The organism is Bradyrhizobium sp. Crot121 (assembly GCF_059512385.1).
Genome location: NZ_JCAMOR010000001.1, coordinates 91,825 through 116,232, shown reverse-complemented (window position 1 = coordinate 116,232; position 24,408 = coordinate 91,825). Strand labels below are relative to the sequence as shown.

The 24,408-nt window shown below is 62.5% G+C and carries 20 protein-coding genes and 1 tRNA gene; 11 read left to right on the top strand and 10 right to left on the bottom strand.

Annotated features, from left to right (window positions below; all coding sequences use genetic code 11):
• Positions 1 to 8: 8 nt before the first annotated feature.
• The 4 genes from AC5ZGW_RS00510 to AC5ZGW_RS00495 form a co-directional block, all read right to left on the bottom strand.
• Entirely contained in the window at positions 9 to 716 is a 708-nt protein-coding gene (locus AC5ZGW_RS00510) for an ROK family protein (RefSeq protein ID WP_130228348.1), read from the bottom strand.
• A 27-nt stretch (positions 717 to 743) separates the two neighbouring features.
• Positions 744 to 1,829, bottom strand: coding sequence for a transaldolase (gene tal / locus AC5ZGW_RS00505; protein ID WP_130228349.1), 1,086 nt, complete (start codon positions 1,827 to 1,829; stop codon positions 744 to 746).
• 4 nt (positions 1,830 to 1,833) lie between these two features.
• Positions 1,834 to 2,526 carry an HAD family hydrolase gene (locus AC5ZGW_RS00500; RefSeq protein WP_130228350.1) on the bottom strand — a complete coding sequence of 231 codons (693 nt, stop codon included), beginning with the start codon at positions 2,524 to 2,526 and terminating at the stop codon, positions 1,834 to 1,836.
• A gap of 103 nt (positions 2,527 to 2,629) precedes the next feature.
• Positions 2,630 to 3,250, bottom strand: coding sequence for a histidine phosphatase family protein (locus tag AC5ZGW_RS00495; protein WP_130228351.1), 621 nt, complete (start codon positions 3,248 to 3,250; stop codon positions 2,630 to 2,632).
• A 469-nt stretch (positions 3,251 to 3,719) separates the two neighbouring features.
• Here AC5ZGW_RS00495 and AC5ZGW_RS00490 point away from each other — a divergent pair, with 469 nt between their 5' ends.
• From AC5ZGW_RS00490 to AC5ZGW_RS00480, 3 genes are all read left to right on the top strand, one after another.
• Positions 3,720 to 5,885, top strand: coding sequence for an amylo-alpha-1,6-glucosidase (locus AC5ZGW_RS00490; RefSeq protein WP_130228352.1), 2,166 nt, complete (start codon positions 3,720 to 3,722; stop codon positions 5,883 to 5,885).
• A gap of 101 nt (positions 5,886 to 5,986) precedes the next feature.
• Positions 5,987 to 7,807 carry a glycoside hydrolase family 15 protein gene (locus AC5ZGW_RS00485; protein WP_130228353.1) on the top strand — a complete coding sequence of 607 codons (1,821 nt, stop codon included), beginning with the start codon at positions 5,987 to 5,989 and terminating at the stop codon, positions 7,805 to 7,807.
• A gap of 13 nt (positions 7,808 to 7,820) precedes the next feature.
• Positions 7,821 to 8,285 (top strand): HEAT repeat domain-containing protein, encoded by a 465-nt coding sequence (locus AC5ZGW_RS00480; RefSeq protein WP_130228354.1) that lies wholly within the window; start codon positions 7,821 to 7,823, stop codon positions 8,283 to 8,285.
• Between the two features lie 80 nt (positions 8,286 to 8,365).
• On the opposite strand, the gene AC5ZGW_RS00475 is transcribed toward AC5ZGW_RS00480, so the two are convergent.
• Both AC5ZGW_RS00475 and AC5ZGW_RS00470 read right to left on the bottom strand, forming a co-directional pair.
• Positions 8,366 to 9,901, bottom strand: coding sequence for a sensor histidine kinase (locus AC5ZGW_RS00475; protein ID WP_130228355.1), 1,536 nt, complete (start codon positions 9,899 to 9,901; stop codon positions 8,366 to 8,368).
• Entirely contained in the window at positions 9,898 to 10,617 is a 720-nt protein-coding gene (locus tag AC5ZGW_RS00470; RefSeq protein WP_028165428.1) for a response regulator, read from the bottom strand. Before AC5ZGW_RS00470 ends, AC5ZGW_RS00475 begins: the two co-directional genes overlap by 4 nt.
• Before the next feature lie 796 nt (positions 10,618 to 11,413).
• On the opposite strand from AC5ZGW_RS00470, the gene AC5ZGW_RS00465 reads away from it, so the two are divergent.
• The 4 genes from AC5ZGW_RS00465 (at position 11,414) to AC5ZGW_RS00450 (ending at position 16,239) form a co-directional block, all read left to right on the top strand.
• Positions 11,414 to 12,193: a helix-turn-helix domain-containing protein gene (locus AC5ZGW_RS00465; protein WP_245474918.1), complete on the top strand. Its 780-nt coding sequence runs from the start codon at positions 11,414 to 11,416 to the stop codon at positions 12,191 to 12,193.
• A 96-nt stretch (positions 12,194 to 12,289) separates the two neighbouring features.
• Entirely contained in the window at positions 12,290 to 12,961 is a 672-nt protein-coding gene (locus tag AC5ZGW_RS00460) for a 2Fe-2S iron-sulfur cluster-binding protein (protein WP_130228357.1), read from the top strand.
• A 3-nt stretch (positions 12,962 to 12,964) separates the two neighbouring features.
• Positions 12,965 to 13,951, top strand: coding sequence for an FAD binding domain-containing protein (locus AC5ZGW_RS00455; RefSeq protein WP_496113847.1), 987 nt, complete (start codon positions 12,965 to 12,967; stop codon positions 13,949 to 13,951).
• An 11-nt stretch (positions 13,952 to 13,962) separates the two neighbouring features.
• The gene (locus tag AC5ZGW_RS00450; protein WP_130228838.1) at positions 13,963 to 16,239 is read left to right on the top strand and encodes a xanthine dehydrogenase family protein molybdopterin-binding subunit; all 2,277 of its coding nucleotides are present in this window, start codon (positions 13,963 to 13,965) and stop codon (positions 16,237 to 16,239) included.
• A gap of 177 nt (positions 16,240 to 16,416) precedes the next feature.
• On the opposite strand, the gene AC5ZGW_RS00445 is transcribed toward AC5ZGW_RS00450, so the two are convergent.
• The 3 genes from AC5ZGW_RS00445 to AC5ZGW_RS00435 form a co-directional block, all read right to left on the bottom strand.
• Positions 16,417 to 16,491, bottom strand: a tRNA-Val gene (locus AC5ZGW_RS00445).
• Between the two features lie 107 nt (positions 16,492 to 16,598).
• Positions 16,599 to 17,885 carry a coiled-coil domain-containing protein gene (locus AC5ZGW_RS00440; protein WP_130228839.1) on the bottom strand — a complete coding sequence of 429 codons (1,287 nt, stop codon included), beginning with the start codon at positions 17,883 to 17,885 and terminating at the stop codon, positions 16,599 to 16,601.
• A 117-nt stretch (positions 17,886 to 18,002) separates the two neighbouring features.
• The gene (locus tag AC5ZGW_RS00435; protein ID WP_028165514.1) at positions 18,003 to 18,608 is read right to left on the bottom strand and encodes a DUF1134 domain-containing protein; all 606 of its coding nucleotides are present in this window, start codon (positions 18,606 to 18,608) and stop codon (positions 18,003 to 18,005) included.
• A 110-nt stretch (positions 18,609 to 18,718) separates the two neighbouring features.
• On the opposite strand from AC5ZGW_RS00435, the gene AC5ZGW_RS00430 reads away from it, so the two are divergent.
• Complete coding sequence (locus AC5ZGW_RS00430) at positions 18,719 to 19,225, top strand: YHS domain-containing (seleno)protein (protein WP_245474975.1); 507 nt, start codon at positions 18,719 to 18,721, stop codon at positions 19,223 to 19,225.
• 10 nt (positions 19,226 to 19,235) lie between these two features.
• Here the strand turns inward: AC5ZGW_RS00430 and cysQ are convergent, their stop codons facing one another.
• Positions 19,236 to 20,060 (bottom strand): 3'(2'),5'-bisphosphate nucleotidase CysQ, encoded by an 825-nt coding sequence (cysQ, locus tag AC5ZGW_RS00425; RefSeq protein WP_130228840.1) that lies wholly within the window; start codon positions 20,058 to 20,060, stop codon positions 19,236 to 19,238.
• Positions 20,061 to 20,200: 140 nt separating this feature from the next.
• Between cysQ and chpT the strand changes: the two genes are divergently transcribed.
• The 3 genes from chpT to AC5ZGW_RS00410 all read left to right on the top strand — a co-directional run bounded on the left by chpT (position 20,201) and on the right by AC5ZGW_RS00410 (position 24,375).
• Positions 20,201 to 20,845: a histidine phosphotransferase ChpT gene (chpT, locus tag AC5ZGW_RS00420; RefSeq protein ID WP_165435464.1), complete on the top strand. Its 645-nt coding sequence runs from the start codon at positions 20,201 to 20,203 to the stop codon at positions 20,843 to 20,845.
• A 292-nt stretch (positions 20,846 to 21,137) separates the two neighbouring features.
• The gene (locus AC5ZGW_RS00415; RefSeq protein WP_474418699.1) at positions 21,138 to 23,876 is read left to right on the top strand and encodes a hybrid sensor histidine kinase/response regulator; all 2,739 of its coding nucleotides are present in this window, start codon (positions 21,138 to 21,140) and stop codon (positions 23,874 to 23,876) included.
• Between the two features lie 28 nt (positions 23,877 to 23,904).
• Positions 23,905 to 24,375, top strand: coding sequence for a chemotaxis protein CheW (locus AC5ZGW_RS00410; protein WP_130228842.1), 471 nt, complete (start codon positions 23,905 to 23,907; stop codon positions 24,373 to 24,375).
• Positions 24,376 to 24,408: the final 33 nt, after the last annotated feature.

The window sequence follows — 24,408 nt, the reverse complement described above, 5'->3', positions numbered from 1 at the left end:
CGCTCCTGTTAACGCGCTATGGCGGCTTGCGCAGTTTGTTTGCGCGAGCGAGTGATCTTTCCCTTTGGCGGGCCTTCCCACATTCGGAAGCCACCCTTGAATGCGTTGGCATTATCCCCAAGCCGGCACAATGGCGGCAGTTCTTTCAACAGTTTGGCGTTGCCGCCGCCCAGCACGACGTCCTCCGGTTGGAGTGCCGCAATCAGATATTCAACGACATCTTCGACGTGCTTCCGCCATGCTTTCTTGCCGAACTCCTCCAGCGCGCGGGCGCCGACATAGTCCTCATAGATCCGCTTCTTGTAGGGTAAGTGCCCAAGCTCCATCGGCTGCACGATGCCATCGATGACCATCGCCGAGCCGAGTCCCGTTCCGAGCCCGAGGAACAACATTTTGCCGCCCCCGTAGCTGCCGAGCGCCTGCATCGCCGCATCGTTGATGACTTTCGTCGGCAGTTTGAATGCCGCAGTAAAGTCGAAGCCCATCCAGCCTTTTCCGAGATTGTGAGGTTCCGCCACAGGCCGGTCGTGCACAACCGGGCCCGGATAGCCAATCGAGACGAAGTCATATTCCCAGCCATCGGCGAGTTTCTTGACGCTCGATACCATCTGCCGGGCCGTCAGGGTCGGCCCGGAGTCAATTTCTCGCCTTACTTTTTCGCGGGAGGCAAGGATCTTGACGTGGGTGCCGCCCACGTCAACGACCAGTATATTCATTGCGAGGACCTTCGTCTCGATTGCAACCTAGCTTGCCTTCTTGAGCACCTCGGTTTTGGCAGAGATGACGCCCAGCAGCTCGTTCCAGGATTTGACAAACGACTTGGCACCCTCGTCCTGCAACGTTGCTGCTAACGCTTCGACATCGACGCCGGCCTTTGCAAATTGCGCCAGCACCTCTTCGGAGTCGCCGCCATCGGCCGCCAACATCTCTCCGACGTCTCCGTGGTCGGCGAGGGCCTTCACCGTGCTTTCCGGCATGGTGTTGACCGTGAGCGGCGCGGCCAGCGCCTTGATGTACAGGACGTCGGATGCCGCGGGATCCTTGGTTCCGGTGCTCGCCCATAGCAGGCGCTGTGGCCGCCCACCCTCGTTGTAAATACGCCGCGAGCGTGAGGAGCCGAGCAATTCGCAGGCTGTCTTGTATGTTCGTTTCGCGATTGCGATACCCAGCTTGTTGTGTAAAGGCGCGGGAACCTTGTTGGCGACGGCGGCATCCCAGCGACTGACGAAGACCGACGCAACGGAGCCAACATTTGGATTCAGACCGGCTGCAATGCGCCGCTCGATGCCCCGCAGATATGCCTCCGCCGCGGCGCGGTAGTGCTCTCGGCTGAACAACAGGGTCACATTCACGGGCACGCCGGCGAAAATTGCCTCTTCGATGGCGAGCAGCCCTTCCCTGGTGCCGGGTATCTTGATGAAGAGGTTGGGGCGCTTCGCCTGTGCGTGCAACTCCCTGGCGGCTGCGATTGTGCTGGCCGTATCATGTACAAGGAGTGGCGAGACCTCGAGCGAGACCCATCCGTCTACACCATTGGTGCGGTCCCAAATCGGGCGGAACAGGTCGGCTGCCTGCGCTAGATCTTCGATCGCTAGTTCGAAGAATAGCGTCTCACCCGACTTTCCCTCGTTCAGCTTGCTGCGGATCGCAGAATCATAGTGTGAGCTGTTCTTGATCGCGTGATCGAAGATTGTCGGGTTCGATGTGAGCCCCGACAGCGACAAGTCGGCAATGTAGCGCTTTAAAGTGCCACTCGTCAGCAGGTCACGGGTGATGTTGTCGAGCCAAACGCTCTGTCCGAGCTCGTGGAGCTTTTGCGTTGCCTTCATCGCTTCACCTCCGCACAGCTTCGAGTCGAGGGACAGCCGCAAGCAGGCGACCCAGATCATAGTCGAGCAGGTCTCCGATCCGGTCCACCGTCACGTCCGGTGTGGCGAAGGAGGCGAGCGCGTTCGCGTCATGCGCATATTGTCCCTGTCGGGGAAAAACGGTGGTGACGCGACTGCCCCAGGCTTCCTTGACCGCGGCGAGGATTCGCGGCTTGTCGTCCACCAGGACGTAGTGCAGTGCCGGATAACGGGACTCGACATCGTCGAGCGCGAGTTCCTTGTGGATGTAGATCAACACATGCGAGTTGACGGCCTCTGAAAGGCCGGAGCGCTCAACCTTGCGCGGTTGAAAAACAACGTCGCCATCAGTGAGAAGGACGGTGGGGCCCCACTGACGCAGTCGTTCGAGCACATCCAGCGATCCCGGGTACAGACGATTGGCGAACGGGTAATCGACCAGGAACGAAGACATTGACAACAGATGCATGTCCTGCGGGTGTTCGACACGGTACCGCTGCAGTGCACCACGATAGTCTCGATATCCCAGTTCGACAAACAGGTCGTCGAGAATTGCCCAGTACCGGTCGCGACAGGCGGCACCATACTGGCGCTCGAGGTGGGCCTTGATGTCAGCCTGGATGTGGTCGTTGTCGAGAAGCGTATTGTCGACGTCGACCAGAAAGACGACCTGATTCATCGGTCTTACCCTTACGCAACTCTCTGCAATATGCTCAGCGTGCGCGCCTAACACGCGCGGGTCATATTCAAGATTATGTTACTCCGACGGGCGCTTCTAAATCTCAACGCGCAAAGGCTGGTGCGAATCGACCTTCGACGTGTCTGGTGTCATTCCACAGCCGGATCACTGGTTCTGACCGATCGTGTTCGTACCCAAGTATGCTCAGGCTTGCAGTGTCGAGCGTGAAGAATCGTCCGGCCTCCGCATCGAGACCTAACCAGCGTGCCGCCAAAACTCGGAGAAAATGTCCACTCGAGAACAATAACACGTTCCCAGGGACGTTGCGAACGCGCTCCACGATGCGGTCGGCCCGGGCGCCGACTTGATTTGGTGTTTCTCCTCCCGGACAGCCGTCGCGAAACAATTGCCAGCCGGGACGCTCTTCATGGATCTCCTTTGTGCGACGCCCCTCGTATTGGCCGTAATTCCATTCCACCAGATCGCGGTCGGATTCCGCTTCGACGCCGAAGCCAGCCAACTCAGACGTCCGGACCGCTCGCTTCAGGGGGCTCGTGAACACTTTTGCGAAAGTGAAACCCTGCAACCGCGAGCCCAAACTCTGCGCATTGAGTTCGCCGCGCTCGGTGAGAGGCAAATCTGTGAGGCCGGTATGCTGGCCTGAGAGGCTCCAGGCGGTCTCGCCATGCCTTGCAAGGCAAATGATCGGAAGGACGGCGCTCATGGTCTCGCCCCTTCAGCTCCGTCCTCCCGGCGCGTGCGGCGGAAAGAACACTCGTACCAAGGCATCTCTATCGTCAACGCCGTATCAAGGCGCGTCCGCACCCACCAAGTGGTAGCGCGACTTCTTCGGAGAAGCAACGACCAGCCGTCCAGTGTTACGACAGTTCGCCACTAAAGGGATGTAGGTCTGAAGCGCTGACCTATTCGCTATTAGGCATTTGCGATTGCGACTTGAGTTCTTTGAGCCAGCGCGTGCGCGGACATAAGATCCCCACCGAGCCAGAGGGGAGACAAGGCATCGTTCGTTCTTGTCGGAAACCGAAATCCGGCTGGCAGATGAGACCGAAACGCGTAATGCTTCTGCCTTAACAATGCTTCCGCCTTATGGGAGAAGCTTGCAGCCTCATCTGGTCGTTGTTGTTGCCATTGTTGTGATCGCGGCACCAAGCGGCTGAATTCGCGAGCATCCTATGCCATTTAAGGTTCAGGTTGGTCCACATCAAATCTCGATCCATCAGGGGCAAACAGTGCTGGTCAGCGAACCAGACGGACAAATCAACTGGCCAACCGAAAAGGGACTTTATTTCTTTGATACAAGAGTAATCAGCAGCTGGGCCGTCTACGCAAATGGTGAACCTTGGGATCTTCTCAATGGAGGTTCCATCACCCACTATGCGTCCCGAATTTATCTTACGAACACCAGGATTCCTACCGCCGACGGCTTGATCCCGCCGCGCACGCTCGGTTTTGTGATCAGCCGATATATCAATGGCGGGATGCACGAAGATCTCGACATTACAAATCACGGCACGAAGCAGGTACGCTTCCAGCTCGAGATCGCGATACGGTCGGATTTCGCCGACATCTTCGAGGTGAAGTCGGGCGATATTGTGCGCCGCGGGCGGATCACCACGACATGGTCGTCGGCGAAGCAGGAACTTCGCACATGCTATCGCAACAGCGATTTCGTCCGCGCGGTAACCGTTGCTCCTGTACATCGCCAGAGCGAAATCGAGTACGCTAATGGCCGGCTGAGCTTCGAAATCAGCCTCGAGGCGGGCGAAGCCTGGCATTGCTGCTTGCTCTATGCGTTGGAGGATGGCGACCGACACTTCGCTGCACCGGACGCATGTGTGCACAACCATGAACGAACCCGCCACGCCGAGGCGCTCTCGGACTGGCTGCAATCGGTACTAAAGATCCGCTGCAGTAACGAGGAGTTCTACCGCCTTTATCGCCAGGCGCTGGAGGACATGGCGGCGCTTCGGCTCCCGATCGCCGGCACCGATCACATGGTGTTCCTGCCTGCCGCCGGCTTGCCGTGGTTTGTAGCTCCGTTTGGCCGGGACAGCTTGATCGTGTCGCTACAGAACATGCTGATCTATCCAGATTTCGCCCGTGGAACGCTCGACATCCTGGGCGCGCTCCAGGCGAAGGAACGGGACGATTACCGCGACGCTGAGCCGGGAAAGATCCTGCATGAAATCCGCTACGGAGAACTCGCTCATTTCAAACTGATTCCGCACACGCCATATTACGGCACGGCCGATGCGACGCCGCTCTATCTCATCACGCTACATGCGGCCTGGCGGGCAACGGGCGACAAGGCGCTGTTGGATCAGCATCTTGAGACCGCGGAGGGATGCCTGTCCTGGATAGACAAGCACGGTGATAGCGACGGCGATGGATTCCAGGAGTATCAGACCCGCTCTCCGGTCGGCTACGAGAATATGGGCTGGAAGGATTCCGGAGACAGTGTGGTTCATCCTGACGGGTCGCTGGTCAAGGGACCGAAGGCGCTCTGCGAGTTGCAGGGCTATGTCTATGACGCCTGGCTGCGCATGGCGGAAGTGTTCGATGAACTCGGCAAGACACGCCGTGCCGCGGATCTGCGCAGCAAAGCCGCAGCGCTTTTCAAACGGTTCAACGAGACCTTCTGGGATGAGGAGTTGGGTTTCTACGCCCTGGCCCTGGATGGCGAAAAGAAAAAGGTTCTTACGGTTGCCTCCAATGCCGGCCATTGCTTGTGGTCAGGCATCGTTCCGCAGGAACGCGCCGGAAAGGTCGTGCAACGTCTCATGGCATCGGACATGTGGAGCGGTTGGGGCATCCGCACGCTGTCGGCCTCGAACCCAGCGTTCAACCCATATAATTACCAAACCGGGTCGGTCTGGCCCCACGACAATGCCGTTATCGCTCTCGGCTTTAAACGATATGGATTCCACGCAGAGGCCGCAAGGGTCGCACGCGATATCAGCGATGCTGGAAGCCACTTCCTGTCCAATCAGTTGCCAGAGCTCTATACGACGATCGAGCGTGATCGAAGAAGCTTTCCCGTTCAATATCTTGGCGCCAACATCCCACAGGCCTGGGCAGCGGGGTCGGTCTTCGCGTTTCTGCAGGCGATACTTGGGTTCGCGCCGGACGCTCCGAAGGGAAAGCTGTACGTTGATCCATCTCTGCCGCAATGGTTGCCCGATCTGACTGTACTCGATCTGCGTCTCGGTACAGGGCTATTCGACATCCGTTTCTGGCGCGATGGCGATGAGACGCGCTTTGAGGTCCTGCGAGGCGCTCCAGGAGCCGTCCAAAGGAGGCCCTTCGGTGCACGGCTGGAATTTCCACGTTCAGCGTAGAACGCTGTGCGATGCGCATCGAATCAACGCAAGGCAAGGCCGGCGGAACGCCTCCGAGTATTTTGGCGTTGCCGCGTCGAGCGAGCGGAGGAGACGAGATCATGGGCTACAAGCCGATCGAGTCCTACGGCGTCATCGGCGACCTGCACACCGTTGCCCTGGTCGGCATCGACGGCTCCATCGACTGGTGCTGCCTGCCGCACTTTGACTCGCCGAGCGTCTTCGCGGCGATCCTCGACGACCAGAAAGGGGGCTCATTCCGCATCGCCAGTCTCTACGAGGCGCAGCACAAACAGATGTACATGCCTGACAGCAACGTCCTGGTGACGCGCTTTCTTAGCGACCAGGGCGTCGGTGAGGTCGTGGATTTCATGCCGGTCCAAGGCTCGCGCGAGACCAGAAAGATCCACCAGATCGTCCGGGTCGTGCGGGCGGTGCGCGGATCGGTCCGCTTCCGGCTCGACTGCCGGCCGGCTTTCGACTTTGCCCGCCGGCCCCACCAGGTCGTCCTGGAAGGCCGGGGAGCGATCTTCGAGGCGCAAGGCATGAAAGTCTCGCTGGTCAGCCGCTTCCCGCTTGGTCGGCAGGGCGACGGCGTCGCTGCCGAGTTCGTCCTCAACCCCGGCGAGACGACCACGTTCATCCTCCGCCAGGTGGAGGAGAACGGCCACGACAGCGTTCATGACGGCGTCCTGCTCGAGGCGCGGCTGGTCGGCACGGAGGCGCTGACGCAGACCTTGGCCTTTTGGCGGCAGTGGCTGAGGAAGTGCAACTATTCAGGTCGCTGGCGCGAGATGGTCAACCGCTCGGCGCTGGTGTTGAAGCTGTTGACGTTCGCGCCGACCGGCGCGATCGTGGCGGCGCCGACCTGCGGGCTGCCGGAAGAGATCGGCGGGGTGCGCAACTGGGACTATCGCTATACGTGGGTGCGCGACGCCGCTTTCACCAACTACGCTTTCCTGCGCCTGGGGCTGACGTCGGAGGCAGAGCAGTTCATGGCCTGGTTGGAGCAGCGGGCCGTCGAGGGCGCCCGAGGCGACCCGTTGCAGACGATGTATCGCATCGACGGCGGACACGAGCTGCCCGAGGAGGTCCTCGACCACCTCGACGGCTACCGCGGCTCACGCCCGGTGCGAGTCGGCAATGCCGCTGTCGGCCAGCTACAGCTCGACATCTACGGCGAGCTGATGGACGCCGTCTACCTGTACGACAAGTATGGGACGCCGATCGCCTATGACTTCTGGTGCCACCTGCGCAAGATGCTGGACTGGGTGGCGAACAACTGGGAGCGAGCCGACGATGGCATCTGGGAGGTGCGTGGTGGACGGCAGCAGTTCGTGTACTCCAAGGTGCAGTGCTGGGTGGCGCTGGACCGAGCGATCCGCCTTGCGCAGAAGCGGAGCCTGCCGCTGGACCGCACCCACCTGGCCGTGGAGCGCGACCGCGTCTACGAGGCCATCATGACGCGCGGCTGGGACACCGAGCGGCAGACCTTCGTGCAGCACTTCGGCACCAACGCGGTGGATGCATCCAACCTGATCATGCCGCTCGTCTTCTTCCTGTCGCCGACCGACCCCCGCATGCGTGGGACGCTGGATCGGACCATGGCGGAGCTGGTCTCCGACAGCCTGGTGCACCGCTACGAGATCGGCAGAGGAGCCGGCGACGGTCTAACCGGGAGCGAGGGGACGTTCAATATGTGTACGTTCTGGCTGGTGGAAGCGCTGGCCCGGGCGGGCCGCGCCGAGGAGGCCCGCTTCATCTTCGAGAAGATGCTGACCTACGCCAATCACCTCGGTCTGTACGCGGAGGAGACGGGTCCGTGTGGCGAAGCACTGGGCAACTTCCCGCAGGCATTCACTCACATCGGGCTGATAAGCGCCGCATTCAACCTGGACCGCCGGCTCGGCGTGGGTCCTTGAGTAGGGACGGGCCATGAGTGCGCAGGTCGCTTACATAGGGACTTCCGTCCCAGAGTGGGTGAGGGAGCTTTCGAGCAGCGATCCGCTCCGGCGCCGCCTCGGCGCATATGCCCTGGGCGAGATCGGCCCCGCGGCAACCGAGGCTGTGTCCGACCTCGCTGCGGCCCTCCAGGACCCGGTTGGGTTCGTGCGCGTCTGGGTGGCGGCGGCACTCGCCCGGGTGGAGCCGCCGGGGGGAGCGCCGGTCATCGTCCTCATCGCGGAGTTGGGCAATGAGCTTGCCTTCGTCCGCAGCCTGGCGGCCTGGCACCTCGGACGCCTCGGTCCGGCCTTCCCGGGGATCGAACAAGCCATTCTGCCGCTCCGACAGCTAGCGGATGATCAGGATCCGAGCGTGCGGGTGGAGGCGGCGCTAGCGCTGGGGATGCTTGAGGGGAAGGGCGCCCCGCCGCCGGAGCTGAAATCCCTGTGCGCTTGAGCCTCGGGCGGCATCGCCTCGCGCGGATTTTGTTCGCGCGCCTCCAGCAATTCTTTTGACGCGGGCGGAATGCTTGGATTTTACTTGAGGTAGACGCTCACGCTGCGGGTTGCCGGTTCGAGAGCGTTGATATTGTCCTTCACTCCTGCGGCCGCGACCCGGACCCCGATGGGAGGAGGTCCGCTATTGGGAGGAGCTCCGCTATCCAGCGGTGGCAGGCTAATGGCCGCGCGCAGTCCCTTCTGCTGGTTGATCAATGTGATATCACCGCCATGGTGGCGGACGATGGTCCGCGCAATGGAAAGACCAAGACCGACGCCTCCAGTTTCGCGATTCCGCGAATTCTCCATCCGAAAGAAAGGCGTAAAGACCTGCTCCTTGGCGTTGTCCGGAATACCGGGGCCATCATCGGAGACGATGATTTCGATGCTATCCGCTCGCCTCTCCACGCTGACCCGCGCCCGCTCGCCATAACGGATGGCATTTTCGACGAGGTTGCGGCACGCGCGGCGCAGCGCGTCTGGTCGGCAGCTATAGCTGATCTTCGTCCCCTCCGAGAACGAAACATCGTAGCCGAGTTCGGCGAGATCGTCGCAAAGACTTTCCACAAGGGCTGAGAGGTCCACCGTACGGGTGGCTTCTGCGGTCGCATCCTCGCGGGCGAATGCGAGGGTTGCTTCCGTCATCGTCTGGATCTCTGTAATCGTGGAGAGCATTTTCTCCCGCACTTCCTGATCGGGCACGAACTCTGCACGCAGACGGAGTGAGGTCAGAGGTGTGCGCAGATCATGGCCGATGGCGGCCAGCATTCTGGTTCGATCGTCGACGAAACGATGCAGGCGCGCCTGCATGCGATTGAATGCCTCGGCCGTACGCCGAATATCGTCGGGGCCGGTCTCCGGCAGCGGTACGATCTCCTGACCGCGGCCAAGGGCTTCAGCCGCTACCGCCAGGCGACGCAGTGGCTGCGCGATGCCGCGTGCGGCGAATACGGCAATGATCGACAACAACAACGCCGACAGGCCGAGCGTGACGGTGGATTGGGAGGTCCAGAAGCCGTCTTGCGCGGGTTTGGCAAATGCAGTGTTCAGCCATGCGCCGTCCGCCAGCTGCACGGCCAAACCCATGCCGGTGGCGTCATCGAGATAGAGAAATTTCGCCGGCCGGGACAGCGGCCAAGCTTCCGGCTTTAGATCGATCCATTGCGAGGAGGTGGCGCTGCTACTGCTGGCCGAATTTCGGACGAAATCCGGTCTCACCTCGACGGGCGCGCTGTGGCCGGGGAAGGATACGCGTGGCAACGGTTGTGCCAAACGCTCCCACGCCTCCTCTCGCCAGGCGGGGGCATCCTTCAGGCCGTTGGTCGATATCCAATATCTCGCTGAACTGGTGTTGCTGGCGTTCAGGATATCCGACTGAAGCGCTGGAGGCGTCGCCTCCAAGACCCGGGCAAGCGAGGCGCACCGGCTGAACATCTCGCCCTTGGCGGCCTTCCGGATCGTCTGCCCGTGCTCATCCCAGGAAATGAAGAACACAACCGCTTGCGACAGCATCAGCGACAGCAGCGTGAAGCAGATGAAGCGGGCCGCCAGGCTGCGCTTCCATAACCCCATCATGGCTGCTCGACCTGCGCAACGAGGCTGTATCCACCGCCCCAGTGAGTCTTGATCAACGCTGGTACTTTCGGATCGGCCTCGATCTTCTTCCTCAAACGACTGACTTGATTGTCGATGCTCCGATCGAATGGATCGGCATCTCGGCCGACCGTCAGGTCGAGAAGCTGATTGCGGCTGAGCACCAGGCCGGGATGATCGAGAAAGGCGCACAGCAGCCGAAACTCTGCCGTGCTGAGCGGGACAGCAATGCCATCGTGTCCCACCAGCTCGCGCCGGCTGACGTCAAAAGTCCATCGATCGAAACGTACGATCTTGGTCGCGAGCCGGCCTTTCTGCGGCGGCAGGCTTTGGACACGGCGAAGCACTGCTTTGATACGGGCGAGGAGTTCGCGGGGATTGAACGGCTTGCACACATAGTCATCGGCGCCCATTTCGAGGCCGACAATCCGATCGGTCTGCTCGACCATAGCAGTCAACAGGATCACGGGGAGGTCCGTGGTACTGCGGAGATGGCGGCAGAGAGACAATCCGTCCTCGCCCGGCATCATGACGTCGAGAACCACCAGGTCAAAAGCACTTCGTTCGAGCAGACGGCGAAGTGCGGCGGCGCTCTCCGCAAGGCTGATGCGGTAGCCATGTTGCATCAAATATTTGCCGACGAGATCGCGGATGTCGCGATGATCATCCACGACGGCGATGTGCGGTGCCGAGTCCATCCAGTTGCTCCGTTCCACATCATACCGAAGTCCGGCGCGCAACCCACCGGAAAAGTGTAACAGAATGTATCGGTCGCGTAGGGTTGAGTACAAGCAGTCGCAGTATCCGGTCCCGGTGAGCCACTTTGTCGCAAAGCCGTATGGCATAGGACTTGATGGAGCTCCGCGAAACCGTATTGAAAGCAAGGTGATTGAAGGGGAGGGGACAGAAGCACGGCTCCAACTTGTCGCGAACTATGCAGTGCGGCGTTCCTGAGACAGATCGCGACAATTGCCGGTAATGGTCGGCAAAGTTCTGCGACAACCAGATCCCATCGTGCGCACGTTCGACAAGGCAGGAGCTCTGCATGTGCGTTGCGATCGATGCTGTTTTTGGCAGGATAGTTCCCGAAAGTCCGAGGGGCTCATCAGCCGAGAGCGATGAAGACTACCCCACACGGAAGGGACCGATTTCTGGCAGATCCGCATTTCGGATAAGTTTGCTGCTCGTCTTCGTGTTGCGGAATGCGTCTACCTCGACGACGCCCCTTGATCTGACGTATGGCGCAAATAACACGGCCATTTCACGCCTCGTCACGGAGGGCGACCGTTTGACGTCCGAGCGAGATCTCAAGTTCGTATGCGGAAGTGCCCGAATTCACTTCGGCCGTTTCGATGAGGCCAGGCGAATTGAGTTGATCAAGGAAAGGTACATGCCATGGCTTTGACCCCGATGATCGGAGAGGGGGAACTCCGCGTCACAGATGAGACCCGATCGGGGCCACCGCATACATGCTCATGGCTTGATGGTGCAATCGTGTTCGACCATCGACGCTGGTCCTGCCGGGAAGCCGAGCTGACTTGGACAGCGCCCTCGCATCTGATCGTGCTGACCCATACAGGCAAGACCGCGCGAACGCGGATTTCGTGCTCCGGCGAACTCGTCTATGACGGCCGGGACAGGCCGGGCGCGCTCTCCTTCATCCCCGCAGGTGTCGAGCGCTCCGGCAGTTATTGCGAGCCGGATCTCGTCTACTCTGCCCTTTGGCTCGATCACGCTCGGTTCGGATGCGAGCGTTCGGCGGAGACGTTACCAATATTGGTCAATCGCGCCGATGCGGTTGTCGCTGCGCTGCTGACGGCGCTGCATAACGACGTTGCATTCGGCGGCAAGCCGGACACTGCTTATGTCGAGCATCTCGCCGCCATTGCGATGCATCGGGTCATGGCGATCGACGGTGGCAAACCCCGTCCAAGTGCACATGGCGCGCTCGGCAAGGCGACGCTCCGCAGGATTGAGGAGTATGTCGAGGAGCACCTCAACGGGGAGATCAGGCTGAGCGATCTCGCGGCGATCGCAGACATGGAGATTGATTCCTTCGCGCGCCGCTTCAGGACGGCGATCGGAATGGCTCCCTATGCCTTTGTGATTGCGCGGCGGATTCGCCGCGCCGAGCAGCTTCTTGCGGATTCCGACCGCGAACTTGCGCTGATCGCGGCCACACTAGGCTTCTCCAGCCAGAGCCATTTCACCACGGCATTTAAACGCGAGCGAGGCATGACGCCCCGAGCCTACCGGCAACAGCTTTTTTCCTGAATCCTGCAAGAGCGCCGGAATCGTGAAAGAACGCCCGAGTCGGCGCACCTATCTTGCGCCGAGCAAGCAGGGGATGCGCAAGGGAGCGAGCTCGACATGGCCGACTGCAGAGACCGACGCCCGACCGATGAGGGGCCGACACGAAGGATCGTGATTCAGGGGGCCGCGGCAGCTACGGCGCTGCTCACTGTTGGGATAGCTGACGCCGCGCCGGCGTTCGCTCAGTCTAGCGGTCTTCTCGAGCCTGCAGCCGGAACGAAGAGAATCCCCGCAAGTCTGATCATCAACGCCAGCCGGACTTCGGTCGAACTCGATCCGCGCACCACGCTGCTCGATGCGCTGCGCCATCAGCTTGGCCTGACCGGGTCCAAAAAGGGCTGCGACCACGGTCAGTGCGGCGCCTGTACAGTCCTGATCAACGGCAGGCGGATAAACTCGTGCTTGACGCTTGCGATCATGCACCAAGGCGACGAGATCACGACAGTCGAAGGGTTGGCGCAGGGCGAGGCGCTGCATCCGATGCAGGCCGCGTTCATCGCGCGCGACGGCTTCCAGTGCGGCTATTGCACGCCGGGCCAGATCTGCTCGGCCGTCGGCATGCTGAACGAAGCCAGGGAGAGCTGGCCAAGCCATGTCACGGGCGATCTCGTTGCACAGACCACGCTGAGCGATGCCGAAATTCGCGAACGCATGAGCGGCAATCTCTGCCGTTGCGCCGCCTATCCCAACATCGTCGCGGCCATTCGCGATGTCGCCGAGAGGACCTGAACGATGAAGCCGTTCACGTATGAGCGCGCATCCGGCCTGCGCGAGGCGGCCGCCGCAGTGGCCGCGCGTCTCGGTATCAAATTCATCGCCGGCGGCACCAATCTCATCGATCTGATGAAGCTGGAGATCGAGCAGCCGATACATCTCGTCGATATTAGCCGCCTGCCACTGCGCTTGATCGAGGAGACCCCGGAAGGCGGCCTGCGTATCGGGGCACAGGTTCCCAATAGCGATCTCGCAGCCGACATGCGGGTGAGAAGGCGCTATCCGCTGCTTTCGCAGGCGCTTCTCTCGGGTGCCTCCGCTCAGCTTCGCAACAAGGCCAGTACCGCCGGCAATCTGCTACAACGTACGCGGTGCCCGTACTTCTATGAACGCGGCATGCCCTGCAACAAGCGCGACCCCGGCTCGGGCTGCAGCGCGCGCGGCGGCTTCAACCGGCTTCACGCGATCCTTGGTGCCAGCGAGGCCTGCATCGCGGTCCACCCATCGGACATGGCGGTGGCCATGACCGCGCTCGATGCGCGCGTCGAGACGATACAATCCGACGGCCGCACACGCGTCTTTCCGCTTGGCGAACTGCACCGCCTGCCGGGAACGACGCCGCACATCGAGACCACGCTCGCCGCCGGCGAGATGATTACCGCTGTGATCTTGCCGCCACCGCCGCCGGGTCGGCAGCTCTACCGCAAGGTCCGCGACCGCGCGTCCTACGCTTTCGCGCTGGTCTCGGTCGCAGCAATTGTCGACGTCGCCGCCGGACGCATCCGCAGCGCGCGCATCGCAATGGGCGGCGTTGCACCCAAGCCTTGGCACTCTGCCGAAGGCGAGCGTGCGCTTGCCGGGCGGGCCGCGGGCGACGAGACCTGCGCTGCGGCCGCCGATGCGGCTCTTTCCGGCGCGCGCGCCGAAGGCCACGCCGCCTTCAAGATCGAGCTGGCGCGGCGCACGCTGCGCCGGACGCTCGCTGAAGCCGCCCAAGACGTTTGAGGCATAAGACGATGGCTAAAGATTACATCGTTCAGACGACATCGCGCCCCGGCGCTGCCACGGCAATCGGCCAGCCCGTGGACCGTATCGACGGAGCGCTGAAGGTCACGGGGAGGGCACGCTATGCCTACGAGCACAGGCTCGATCGCGCGGCGGCCTTTGGCTACATCCTCGGTGCGAGCATCGCCAAGGGACGTATCCTCGAAATCGATACCGGCGACGCCGAGCGCGCACCCGGCGTCATCCTGGTGATGACGCACAGGAACGCACCGAGCCAAGCGGCCTTCGGTGCGGCTGTCACGCCAACTGTGCCGGAGGTGTTCACGCGGGCCCGGCCGGTGCTGGCGAGCGAGCGCATCCGCTATCATGATGAGCCGGTCGCGCTGGTCGTCGCCGAGACCTTCGAGGAGGCGCGAGGGGCAGCGAGGCTGATCAGGCTGCGCTATGCGAGCGAACCGGGCGCGTTCGATGCCGCAGCGCCGAATGCCGAAATCTACCGGCCCGAACGTACCAATGCCGGCTTTCCCACGGACTCGATACTTGGCGACTTTGACCGCGCTTTCGCCGAGGCGCCGGTCAAGCTCGACGCCGTTTATGCGACGCCGTTCGAAAGCCATAATCCGATGGAGCCGCATGCGGCCATCGCCGAATGGGATGGGGACCGACTGACCGTCCATACTTCGGCGCAGACGCTGGCGAATATCCAGGCCGGCTTGGCCAACACGCTGCGCATCTCGCCGCAGAATGTCAGGGTCATCAGCCCCTTCATCGGCGGCGGCTTCGGTTCCAAGTTGATCGTTCATGCCGAGACGGTCTGCGCCGCACTGGCCGCGCGCGTTCTTGGCCGGCCGGTTAGGGTCGCTCTGACGCGACAGCAAATGTTCGCCAATGCCGGCCATCGCCCGGCAATGAAACAGCGGATCAGGCTCGGCGCGGACCGCGATGGCCGCCTGACCGCGATCGAGCATGAGGTCACCTCCTCGACGTCCCGTTTCGAGGAGTTCACTGAGCAGAGCGCGGTGCCGACGCGCGCGCTCTACGCAGCGGCGAACCGCCGTACGATGCATCGCCTTGTACGCCTCGACACCAATCGTGGTGAATGGATGCGGGCACCCGGCGAAGCATCCGGCCTGCTCGCGCTTGAATGCGCAATGGACGAACTTGCCGAACAGCTCGGCCTCGATCCGATCGAATTACGCATCCGCAACGAGCCGGAGCGCGATCCGGAGCGCAACGTGGCCTTCTCCAGCCGAAACCTGATCGCGTGCATGCGCGATGGGGCCGAGCGCTTCGGCTGGCGTGATCGCCCGGTGAAGCCAGGCAGCCGTCGGGAAGGCCGCAAGCTGATCGGCTATGGCATGGCAGCCGCGATCCGCGCCAATTATCTCGGACCGGGCTCGGCTCGTGTCGCCATCGATGCGCGGGGGCAGGTCACGGTGCAGGCTGACATGACCGATATCGGTACCGGCACATATACGATCCTGGCGCAAGTCGCGGCCGAGCGGCTGGGCGTACCGCTCTCGGCCGTCAAGGTCGAACTCGGCGACAGCAGCCTACCGCGCACCGCCGGTTCGGGCGGCTCGTGGGGCGCATCGAGTTCGAGCACGGCGGTTCACAATGCCTGTCTGATATTGCGGGAGCAGATCGCGTCCGCAGCCGCATCACACGAACGTTCACCCTTGCATGGCGCGAACATTTCGGAAGCTCGTTTCGAGGGCGGCAAACTCCACCTCGGCTCACGCTCGGAAAGCCTTGGCAGTCTTCTGGAGCGGATCGCGCCGGACGGATTAATGGCCGAGGGTTCTGCGGCCCGCGGCGAAACCTATCGCACCTATTCCCAGCATGCGTTCGGCGCGCATTTTGCCGAGGTCGCGGTCGATATCGACACGGGCGAACCACGGCTGCGGCGCATGCTTGGCGTCTTCGCCGCCGGGCGCATCCTCAATCCGAAGACGGCGCGTTCGCAAATGATCGGCGGCATGATCTGGGGCGTTGGGGCGGCGCTGATGGAAGAGACCGTGCTCGATCCTCGCCATGGTCATTTCGTCAACCACGATCTCGCCGAGTACCATGTGCCCGTGCATGCCGATGTTCCAAGCGTCGAAGCCGTCTTCCTTCCCGAGGAGGACGACAAGGGCAATCCGCTTGGCGCCAAGGGCATCGGCGAGCTCGGCAACTGTGGGGCAGGAGCTGCAGTCGCAAACGCGATCTATAACGCTACCGGTGTGCGGGTCCGCGACTTTCCGATCACGCTCGACAAGATCTTTCCCGAACTGCCCGTCGGCTGAACTCCGCTCGAACTATATGTTCGTCGGAATAGGCATTGATTTTGCCGGCAAATCATATCGTGGCACAGCGATTCTGGGCAACCGCGCCATACCGACGTGCCCCTATTGTACCTGAGCTCTCTTGGGGTACTTCGTTAGGGAACTAGTCCGCTAAGTCGTTGACTTTTAAAAAGTTAATGGTGGACGCACAAGGGATCGAACCTTGGACCTCTCCCGTGTGAAGGGAACGCTCTCCCGCTGAGCTATGCGTCCGGGATCTCGGCGCGGAAGCCGGAAACGGCCTTTCGGCCGGAGCCGCGATTTACGAAGGGCAGGGGCGGGGTGTCAAGCCAAAGCCGACCCCAAAGCGTGAAAGAGCCTTATGCCCCCTGCTGGCGGGCGCGGGAAGCGTGGGATTGCAGCGCTCGGATGCGTTCGGCGAGCGTTCCGCCGCCTTCGGGCAGACCGCTTGCGGCGGGCACACCATTGGCAGCTTTCGGTCCCGTCTTCGGTCCGCCCTTGGCCGGGACCGCCGGCTCCGCGGCCAGCATGGCCTCGATCGGCGAATCCGGCCCTTCGAGCTGGATCGCCAGCTTTGCTACTTCGGCGGCAATGTCGTTGATGCGCTCGCGCAGCAGCGCGTTCTCCATGCGCTCGGTCGCCCAGGAGTTCTCCGCCTGTTCCTGGATCGCGTTGATGTCGCGCTGCAGCTTTGACCGCTCGTCGCTGATGATGCGGAGCTGTTCTTCCAGAGCGGCCTTCTCGCTTTTTAGCTTTTCAAGGGCCGGCGATTTGCCGCCATTCATCGCCGCGCGCAGTTCCTTCACGGTGCGCTCGGCTGCCTCATTGGCCTGCCGGAGCTGGTTGTTCTCGAATTCCCGTTCGGCCAAGAGCTTGCCTTGGCTCGCAAGCCGCCCTTCCAGTTGGTTGACGCGGTTGCCGAGGATCTGGGCTTCATTAACCTGGACGCTCAATTGACGGTCGAGGTCGGTGACGCGCTGGTTCAGACTCTCGGCTCGGCTTCGCGCCTCCGCGAGCTCGCGGGTCGCGGCTTCGGATGCGCTGCGTTCCTCGGCCAGGCGGGCCTGGGTGGCGGCGAAGTCCCTTTCAGCGTCGCTGACCCGGTCCTTCAATTCCTCGATCTGGGTGCGGACGGAGATCAGCTCGATCTGGCGGCTATCCGCCGCCATCGAGCGGTCGTTCAGGTCGGCATTGATCTTGCCGAGCTCGCTCTGCTTGTTCGTCAGCGCCTGCTCGACGGCGCGCAACTGCTCGGCCTTGGCGGCGAACTCCTCTTCGGTGGCGCGGGCCTGATCCTTCATCGCCTTTTCGCGCGCCTCGAGCGCGAAGATCGCGGCGTTCTTTTCGCCGAGCTCGATCTTCATGCGGTTGATCGCGTCGGTCTTCTTGCCGAGTTCGGCGAGCTGGCTCGTAGTCTTGCTCTTGAGCTGCTCGACGTTCATTTCGAGCCGCCGCGCCGACATCGCGAATTCCGCGCGCAACTGGTCCTTGTCCGCCTGGATCTCGGCCATCGACAGCGGGGTTGCGGCCTCGATACGCCGGGTCGTCAGCCGCACCGCCCGGTTATGCACCAGCGGCACGATCATCAGACCGCACAGCATCGAGACCAGAAAACCGATCGCCAGATACATGATCGGTTCGACCATGAATGGGTTACTCCCGCGATAATAATTCGTTAATCACAATGCCACGGGCGGCCGGCAAAACGCCAGCCAAATGCCTGCCCGTGGTGAGGGATTCACGTCAAGGCGTTAACGGCGGGGTCAGAACGGGTTCCAGGTCGCGCGCGGGGTATATTTCAGGTAGCCGACATTGGCACCAAGCCTGAGCCCGATGCCGGAACGGATCGGCACCAGCACGATGTTGTTGGCCGTCAGCGCGGTCATGCCGAAACCGCCGACGATGTAAGCCGAGCCGTCGATGCCGACGAAGCGCTGGTAGATCGCTTGCGTGGAGGGCAGGTTGTAGACCAGCGTCATGGTGCGGGCACCATCGCCGCCCCAGTCGAAGCCGACCGAGGGCCCCTGCCAATAGACCCGCAGATCGCCGGCATTCTTGGTGTAGAGCGTGCCTTCCCCATAGCGCAGGCCGGCGACGAAAGCGCCGGAGCCTTCTTCGCCGAGCACGTAGCCATTGGGCAGACCCCATTGGCTGACCGCGCGTTCGATGACGGAGGCAAGCCCGCGCGAGACGTTACCGAAGAATTTGTGGCCGGCGGTAACAAGTTCGTCTGGCCCATAGGTGCTCGGACCGGGCTCGCGCTGCGGCGGCGGGTATTGCGGCGGCGGGGCCTGCTGGGCGGCAACCGGCGCAATCCAGCACATCAGCGCAGCGAGCGCTGCCGCGGCAAGGCGTGATGCGAAACTCATAAAGAACCCCTGCGATCGAAATTCTGGTCGCCGCCTTAACCTGACGCCAACAAGGTCGGCTCTAGCTTGCGCCCAGTGTCCCCTCGATTCCAATGTTATCGATATCAACTATGACGGTACAACGGCAGGAAATATACCGCCGGCGCCCCGGAATAGCCTTTTTCATCTTCGCCGTCGGTCTTTTAGCTTGGATCGGGAATGATTCGGCAGTCCGGGCTGCCACGACCGAGCGGGTGGTGGTCAATCACTATTCCGGCCTCGCCATCGAGGGATTCGACCCAGTGGCATATTTTACCGATGCCGCTGCCCTTGAGGGTTTGCCGGACTTTGAGGCTGCGCAGGCAGGCGCGGTCTGGCGCTTCCGCAATGAAGGCAACCGCGCCTCCTTTGTCGCTCATCCGGAAATCTACGGTCCGCAATTCGGCGGCTATGACCCGGTCGATCTCGGCCGCGGCGTCACCTATGCCGGCAATCCACGATTTTGGGCGGTCACCGGGCAGCGGCTCTATCTGTTCGGCCGGGAGGACAATCGGGACGCCTTTGTCGCCGATCCTCAACGTTTTTTGAAAGATGCCACCGCCCGCTGGCCGGAGTTGGAGCAGACGCTGGCGCAGTAGTTGCCCGCCTCTAAGGGGCGGCTGCGGGATCGCCCCAGGCAATGAATTCCGGCACGATAAAGTCGTCCCGCAGGCCGAAATGCAGTGCCGCTCCGTGCGAATCCGTGATCTTGCCGCCGGCGGCGGTGACCACGGCATGGCCGGCCGCGACGTCCCATTCGCAGGTCGGCGCAAGGCGGGGATAGATGTCCACCTTGCCTTCGGCCGCCCGTCCGAACTTCACCGCTGAGCCGAGTTCGGCCCGCACCGCGCCGCCCCGCCCGGCGATAAAGGCCTCCGTGCGCGCATCGCCATGGGAGCGGCTGACCGCCACGGTCCAGGGGTTTCCGCGCGGCGGGTGAGGGCGGGTGCGAATCGATTCGACGATCGGTGCCGCGCCATCGCGAACGATCAACCGCTCCGCGCCGCGGCCGACAATGCCGCGCCAGATCACGCCCAGAGCTGGCGCCCCGACGATGCCAAGCAGCGGCGTCCCTTCGGTCACCAGGGCGAGGTTGACCGTGAACTCGTTGCGGCCGGCGACGAATTCCTTGGTGCCGTCGAGCGGATCGACCAGGAAGAAGCTGTCTCTATAGGGCGGTCTCGCCAGACGCGTGCGCTCCTCGGAGAGCGACGGCACGTTTGGCGCAAGCCGCGCCAAGCCCTCGGCAATGATGCGGTCGGCCGCGAGATCGGCCTCGGTCACCGGCGAGCCGTCGCTCTTGCCCTCAACCTTCATGGCGCTGCGATTGACCGCCAGGATGGCCTCGCCAGCCCGCATCACCAGTTCCGTCAGTGGTTCGATCAGCGCGGCCGCGGCATTGCCGTCGATCCGGGGCGGGCATGCCTCATTCATAAGCGGTTCTCATCGGCTACTACCGTTCCCATCTCACTTCCGCCGCAAGCTGGCAGCATGCGCTTCCCCAGTGTATCAAATCCAAAAGCATGCGTGATTCGCTCCCGTCCGCGTGTATCGCGGCATTCCAGGAACACTTCATGTCTGGCACTTCGTCTCTCGGTCCCGCTCCCGATGCCCTCGAACTGGCGGCGCTGTTGTGCTCGCGCGTCTGCCACGATCTCATCAGTCCTGTCGGCGCGATCGTCAATGGCCTTGAGGTCATCGACGACAATCCGAAACCCGAGGACCGCGATTTTGCACTCGACCTGATCCGCAAGAGCGCCAAGACCGCATCTGCCCGCCTGCAGTTCTGCCGGCTTGCCTTCGGTGCCGCCGGGTCGGCCGGCGCGCAGATCGATCTCGGCGACGCGCAGGCCATGGCGAAGGGGCATATCGAGGACGGCAAGGTGACGCTGACCTGGAATCTGCCGCGGCTGCTCATGCCCAAGAATCGCGTCAAGCTGCTCCTGAATATGCTCGTGATCGCGCAGCAGACGATTCCGCGCGGCGGCACGCTGACGATCGATCCGGTCGGCGAGGGCGAGACGATGAGCTTTCGCATCACCTCGGCCGGGCTGAACGCCCGCGTGCCGCAGAACATCGTCGATATTCTCGGCAGCACGTCGGCCGCGGTCGATGCCCACGCGGTGCAGCCCTATTACGCGCGGCTGTTGGCGCAGGCCTGCGGATTGACCGTCAAGCTCGCCCTCGAGGGCGAGACTGTGGTGGTCAGCGCGTCCTGACGAATTGCTGCATGATCTCACGGCGCGCAGGCCGCCCAAGAGATCATGCGCAAACAACGACGTAGAGCGCGATCGGAGGCGCGAAGCGAATGCGCCGCGCGCCGCGACGGCGGCCATAGCGTTAACCAATCGTTTGCAACTTGCCGTTGATTTCGATCTTTTCTTCTTATCTCTTTGTTGATCCCGTTCTTTTCCACATACTCAACCAAACTTAAACGCTTTGCATGGAAGCTGGTCCAAGTTCCGTAAGGCGCGTCGATGTCGCGTGCCGCTGCGTACGAAGGCCAGGTTCATGGACGATTTGATGCGAGAGTTTCTGACCGAGACCAGCGAAAGCCTGGACACGGTCGACAATCAGTTGGTGAAGTTCGAGCAAGAGCCGAACAACGCGAAGATTCTCGATAATATTTTTCGCCTAGTGCACACCATCAAGGGTACCTGCGGCTTCCTGGGGCTCCCGCGACTGGAAGCGCTGGCGCATGCCGGCGAGACCTTGATGGGCAAATTCCGCGACGGCATGCCGGTCACGGCGGAAGCGGTGACGCTGATCCTGTCGAGCATCGACCGCATCAAGGAGATCCTCGCAGGACTGGAGGCAACCGAGGCCGAGCCGGAAGGATCGGACGAAGACCTCATCGTCAAGCTGCACGAGATGGCCGAGCGCAGTTTCGAATCGATGGCGGCCGAGGCCAGTACCGAACCTGCCGCAGAGCCGGAGGCCCCTGTCATGGCCGCGCCGCCGCTGCAGCCCGTGGCGACCGAGGGCACGCTGGTGGTACAGACGCTCGAGCGCCCGCTGCGTCCCGGTGAAGTCTCACTCGACGAGCTTGAGCGCGCGTTCCGCGAAACCGCCACCGAAGTGGCGCCGCCCCCGCCTGCTGCCGCGCCCGCAGCCAAGCCTGCCGCACATGAGCCGGCCGCAGAGGTTGCCAAGGAGAAGAAGGCACCGAGGAAGACGGCGGCCGCCGAAGACATGCACGAGTCCGACAAGGTCGCAAACCAGTCGATCCGCGTCAACGTGGATACGCTGGAGCACCTGATGACCATGGTCTCCGAGCTGGTGCTGACCCGCAACCAGCTCCTGGAGATATCACGCCGCAACGAGGACACCGAGTTCAAGGTGCCGTTGCAGCGTCTCTCGAACGTCACCGCCGAGCTGCAGGAGGGCGTCATGAAGACGCGCATGCAGCCGATCGGCAACGCCTGGCAGAAGCTGCCGCGCATCGTGCGCGACCTCTCGGGCGAACTCGGCAAGCAGATCGAACTGGAGATGCACGGCGCCGACACCGAGCTCGACCGCCAGGTGCTCGATCTGATCAAGGATCCCCTCACGCACATGGTGCGCAACTCCGCGGACCATGGTCTGGAGACCACGGCCGAGCGCGCGGCGGCCGGCAAGCCGGAGCAGGGCACCATCCGTCTCTCCGCCTATCACGAGGGCGGCCACATCATCATCTGCATCGCCGACAACGGCCGCGGTCTCAACACCGAACGGATCAAGGCGAAAGCTCTGGCCAACGGCCTCGTCACCGAGGCTGAACTGGAGAAGATGACGGAAGCGCAGATCCACAAGTTCATCTTCGCGCCGGGCTTCTCGACGGCTGCGCAAGTCACTTCGGTTTCCGGCCGCGGCGTCGGCATGGACGTGGTGCGCACCAATATCGACCAGATCGGCGGCACCATCGACATCAAGTCGGTCGCAGGCGAGGGCTGCTCCGTCACCATCAAGATCCCGCTGACGCTCGCCATCGTGTCGGCGCTGATCGTCGAAGCAGGCGGCGACCGTTTTGCGATCCCCCAGCTCTCCGTCGTTGAACTGGTTCGCGCGCGGGCCAATTCCGAGCACCGCATCGAGCGCATCAAGGACACCGCCGTGCTGCGCCTGCGCAACAAGCTCTTGCCGCTGATGCACCTGAAGAAGCTGCTCAGGATCGATGACGGTTCGTCGAGCGATCCCGAGAACGGTTTCATCGTGGTGACGCAGGTCGGCAGCCAGACTTTCGGTATCGTGGTCGACGGCGTGTTTCACACCGAGGAAATCGTGGTCAAGCCGATGTCGACCAAGCTGCGTCACATCGACATGTTCTCCGGCAACACCATCCTCGGCGATGGCGCTGTCATCATGATCATCGACCCCAACGGCATCGCCAAGGCGCTCGGTGCTGCCGGCTCGGCCGCCCATGAGATGGCGGACGACAGCGCTGCGGCCCATGTCAGCGGCGAGCAGCTCACCTCGCTCCTGGTGTTCCGTGCCGGCACCAGCCAGCCGAAGGCGGTGCCGCTTGGCCTCGTCACGCGCCTGGAGGAGATCGCCACCGACAAGATCGAGCTCTCCAACGGCCGCTACATGGTGCAGTACCGCGATCAGTTGATGCCGCTGGTGCAGATGGCTGATGTCAATGTGCAGACCTCCGGCTCGCAGCCGATCCTGGTGTTCGCCGACGACGGCCGCTCGATGGGGCTCGTGGTCGACGAGATCATCGACATCGTTGAGGAGCGGCTGCACATCGAGGTCGCGGGCTCGCAGGATGGCATTCTCGGCTCGGCCGTGATCAAGGGCCAGGCGACCGAAGTGATCGACGTCGGTCACTTCCTGCCGATGGCCTTCTCCGACTGGTTCAGCCGCAAGGAGATGCGGCCGTCCTCCAACGCGCAATCGGTGCTTCTGGTCGACGACAGCGCGTTCTTCCGCAACATGCTGGCCCCGGTCCTGAAGGCCGCCGGCTACAAGGTGCGTACCGCGCCGAATGCACAGGAAGGGCTGGCCGCGCTGCGTTCGGGACAGGCGTTCGACGTGGTGCTGACCGACATCGAGATGCCCGAGATGAACGGCTTCGAGTTCGCCGAGAGCATCCGTTCCGATCAGCATTTGAGCGGCGTTCCGATCATCGCGCTGTCGGCGATGGTCTCGCCGGCCGCGATCGAGCGCGGGCGGCAAGCGGGCTTCCATGATTACGTCGCCAAATTCGACCGTCCCGGCCTGATCGCGGCGTTGAAGGAACAGACCGCCGAGATCAGGAAAGCGGCATAGGTTGAGTCGGGCACAAGGAATTGAAACGATGACCAGCAAGACCGACACCAGCGAAGGCACCATGGCCGAATACGTCACCGCCGTGATCGGCGGACAATTGTTCGGCCTGCCGATCTCACGCGTGCAGGACGTGTTCATGCCGGAGCGGCTGACGCGTGTGCCGCTGTCTTCCAGCGAGATCGCCGGCGTGCTCAACCTGCGCGGCCGCATCGTCACGGTGGTCGATATGCGCGCGCGGCTCGGCCTGCCGAAGAACGATGACGGCAAGCCGCCGATGGCGGTCGGCGTCGATCTTCGCGGCGAATCCTATGGCCTCTTGATCGACCAGATCGGCGAGGTGCTGCGGCTGCCCGATGACAGCCGCGAGGAGAATCCGGTCAACCTCGACCCGCGGATGGCCAAGCTCGCCGGCGGCGTCCATCGCCTCGACGGCCAGCTCATGGTCGTCCTCGATGTCGACCGCGTGCTCGAACTGATGCCGGATGCGAAGGCGGCCTAGTCTCCGCGCGATAGGCGGGCATGCCTATTGAAG

Coding starts and splice junctions, on each gene's coding strand:
- AC5ZGW_RS00430 (WP_245474975.1), top strand. CDS start 18,719: ATGACGGTACAACGGCAGGAAATATACCGCCGGCGCCCCGGAATAGCC.
- AC5ZGW_RS00440 (WP_130228839.1), bottom strand. CDS start 17,885: ATGGTCGAACCGATCATGTATCTGGCGATCGGTTTTCTGGTCTCGATG.
- cysQ (WP_130228840.1), bottom strand. CDS start 20,060: ATGAATGAGGCATGCCCGCCCCGGATCGACGGCAATGCCGCGGCCGCG.
- AC5ZGW_RS00460 (WP_130228357.1), top strand. CDS start 12,290: ATGGCCGACTGCAGAGACCGACGCCCGACCGATGAGGGGCCGACACGA.
- AC5ZGW_RS00500 (WP_130228350.1), bottom strand. CDS start 2,526: ATGAATCAGGTCGTCTTTCTGGTCGACGTCGACAATACGCTTCTCGAC.
- AC5ZGW_RS00455 (WP_496113847.1), top strand. CDS start 12,965: ATGAAGCCGTTCACGTATGAGCGCGCATCCGGCCTGCGCGAGGCGGCC.
- chpT (WP_165435464.1), top strand. CDS start 20,201: ATGTCTGGCACTTCGTCTCTCGGTCCCGCTCCCGATGCCCTCGAACTG.
- AC5ZGW_RS00480 (WP_130228354.1), top strand. CDS start 7,821: ATGAGTGCGCAGGTCGCTTACATAGGGACTTCCGTCCCAGAGTGGGTG.
- AC5ZGW_RS00495 (WP_130228351.1), bottom strand. CDS start 3,250: ATGAGCGCCGTCCTTCCGATCATTTGCCTTGCAAGGCATGGCGAGACC.
- AC5ZGW_RS00510 (WP_130228348.1), bottom strand. CDS start 716: ATGAATATACTGGTCGTTGACGTGGGCGGCACCCACGTCAAGATCCTT.
- tal (WP_130228349.1), bottom strand. CDS start 1,829: ATGAAGGCAACGCAAAAGCTCCACGAGCTCGGACAGAGCGTTTGGCTC.
- AC5ZGW_RS00410 (WP_130228842.1), top strand. CDS start 23,905: ATGACCAGCAAGACCGACACCAGCGAAGGCACCATGGCCGAATACGTC.
- AC5ZGW_RS00490 (WP_130228352.1), top strand. CDS start 3,720: ATGCCATTTAAGGTTCAGGTTGGTCCACATCAAATCTCGATCCATCAG.
- AC5ZGW_RS00450 (WP_130228838.1), top strand. CDS start 13,963: ATGGCTAAAGATTACATCGTTCAGACGACATCGCGCCCCGGCGCTGCC.
- AC5ZGW_RS00435 (WP_028165514.1), bottom strand. CDS start 18,608: ATGAGTTTCGCATCACGCCTTGCCGCGGCAGCGCTCGCTGCGCTGATG.
- AC5ZGW_RS00475 (WP_130228355.1), bottom strand. CDS start 9,901: ATGATGGGGTTATGGAAGCGCAGCCTGGCGGCCCGCTTCATCTGCTTC.
- AC5ZGW_RS00470 (WP_028165428.1), bottom strand. CDS start 10,617: ATGGACTCGGCACCGCACATCGCCGTCGTGGATGATCATCGCGACATC.
- AC5ZGW_RS00415 (WP_474418699.1), top strand. CDS start 21,138: ATGGACGATTTGATGCGAGAGTTTCTGACCGAGACCAGCGAAAGCCTG.
- AC5ZGW_RS00485 (WP_130228353.1), top strand. CDS start 5,987: ATGGGCTACAAGCCGATCGAGTCCTACGGCGTCATCGGCGACCTGCAC.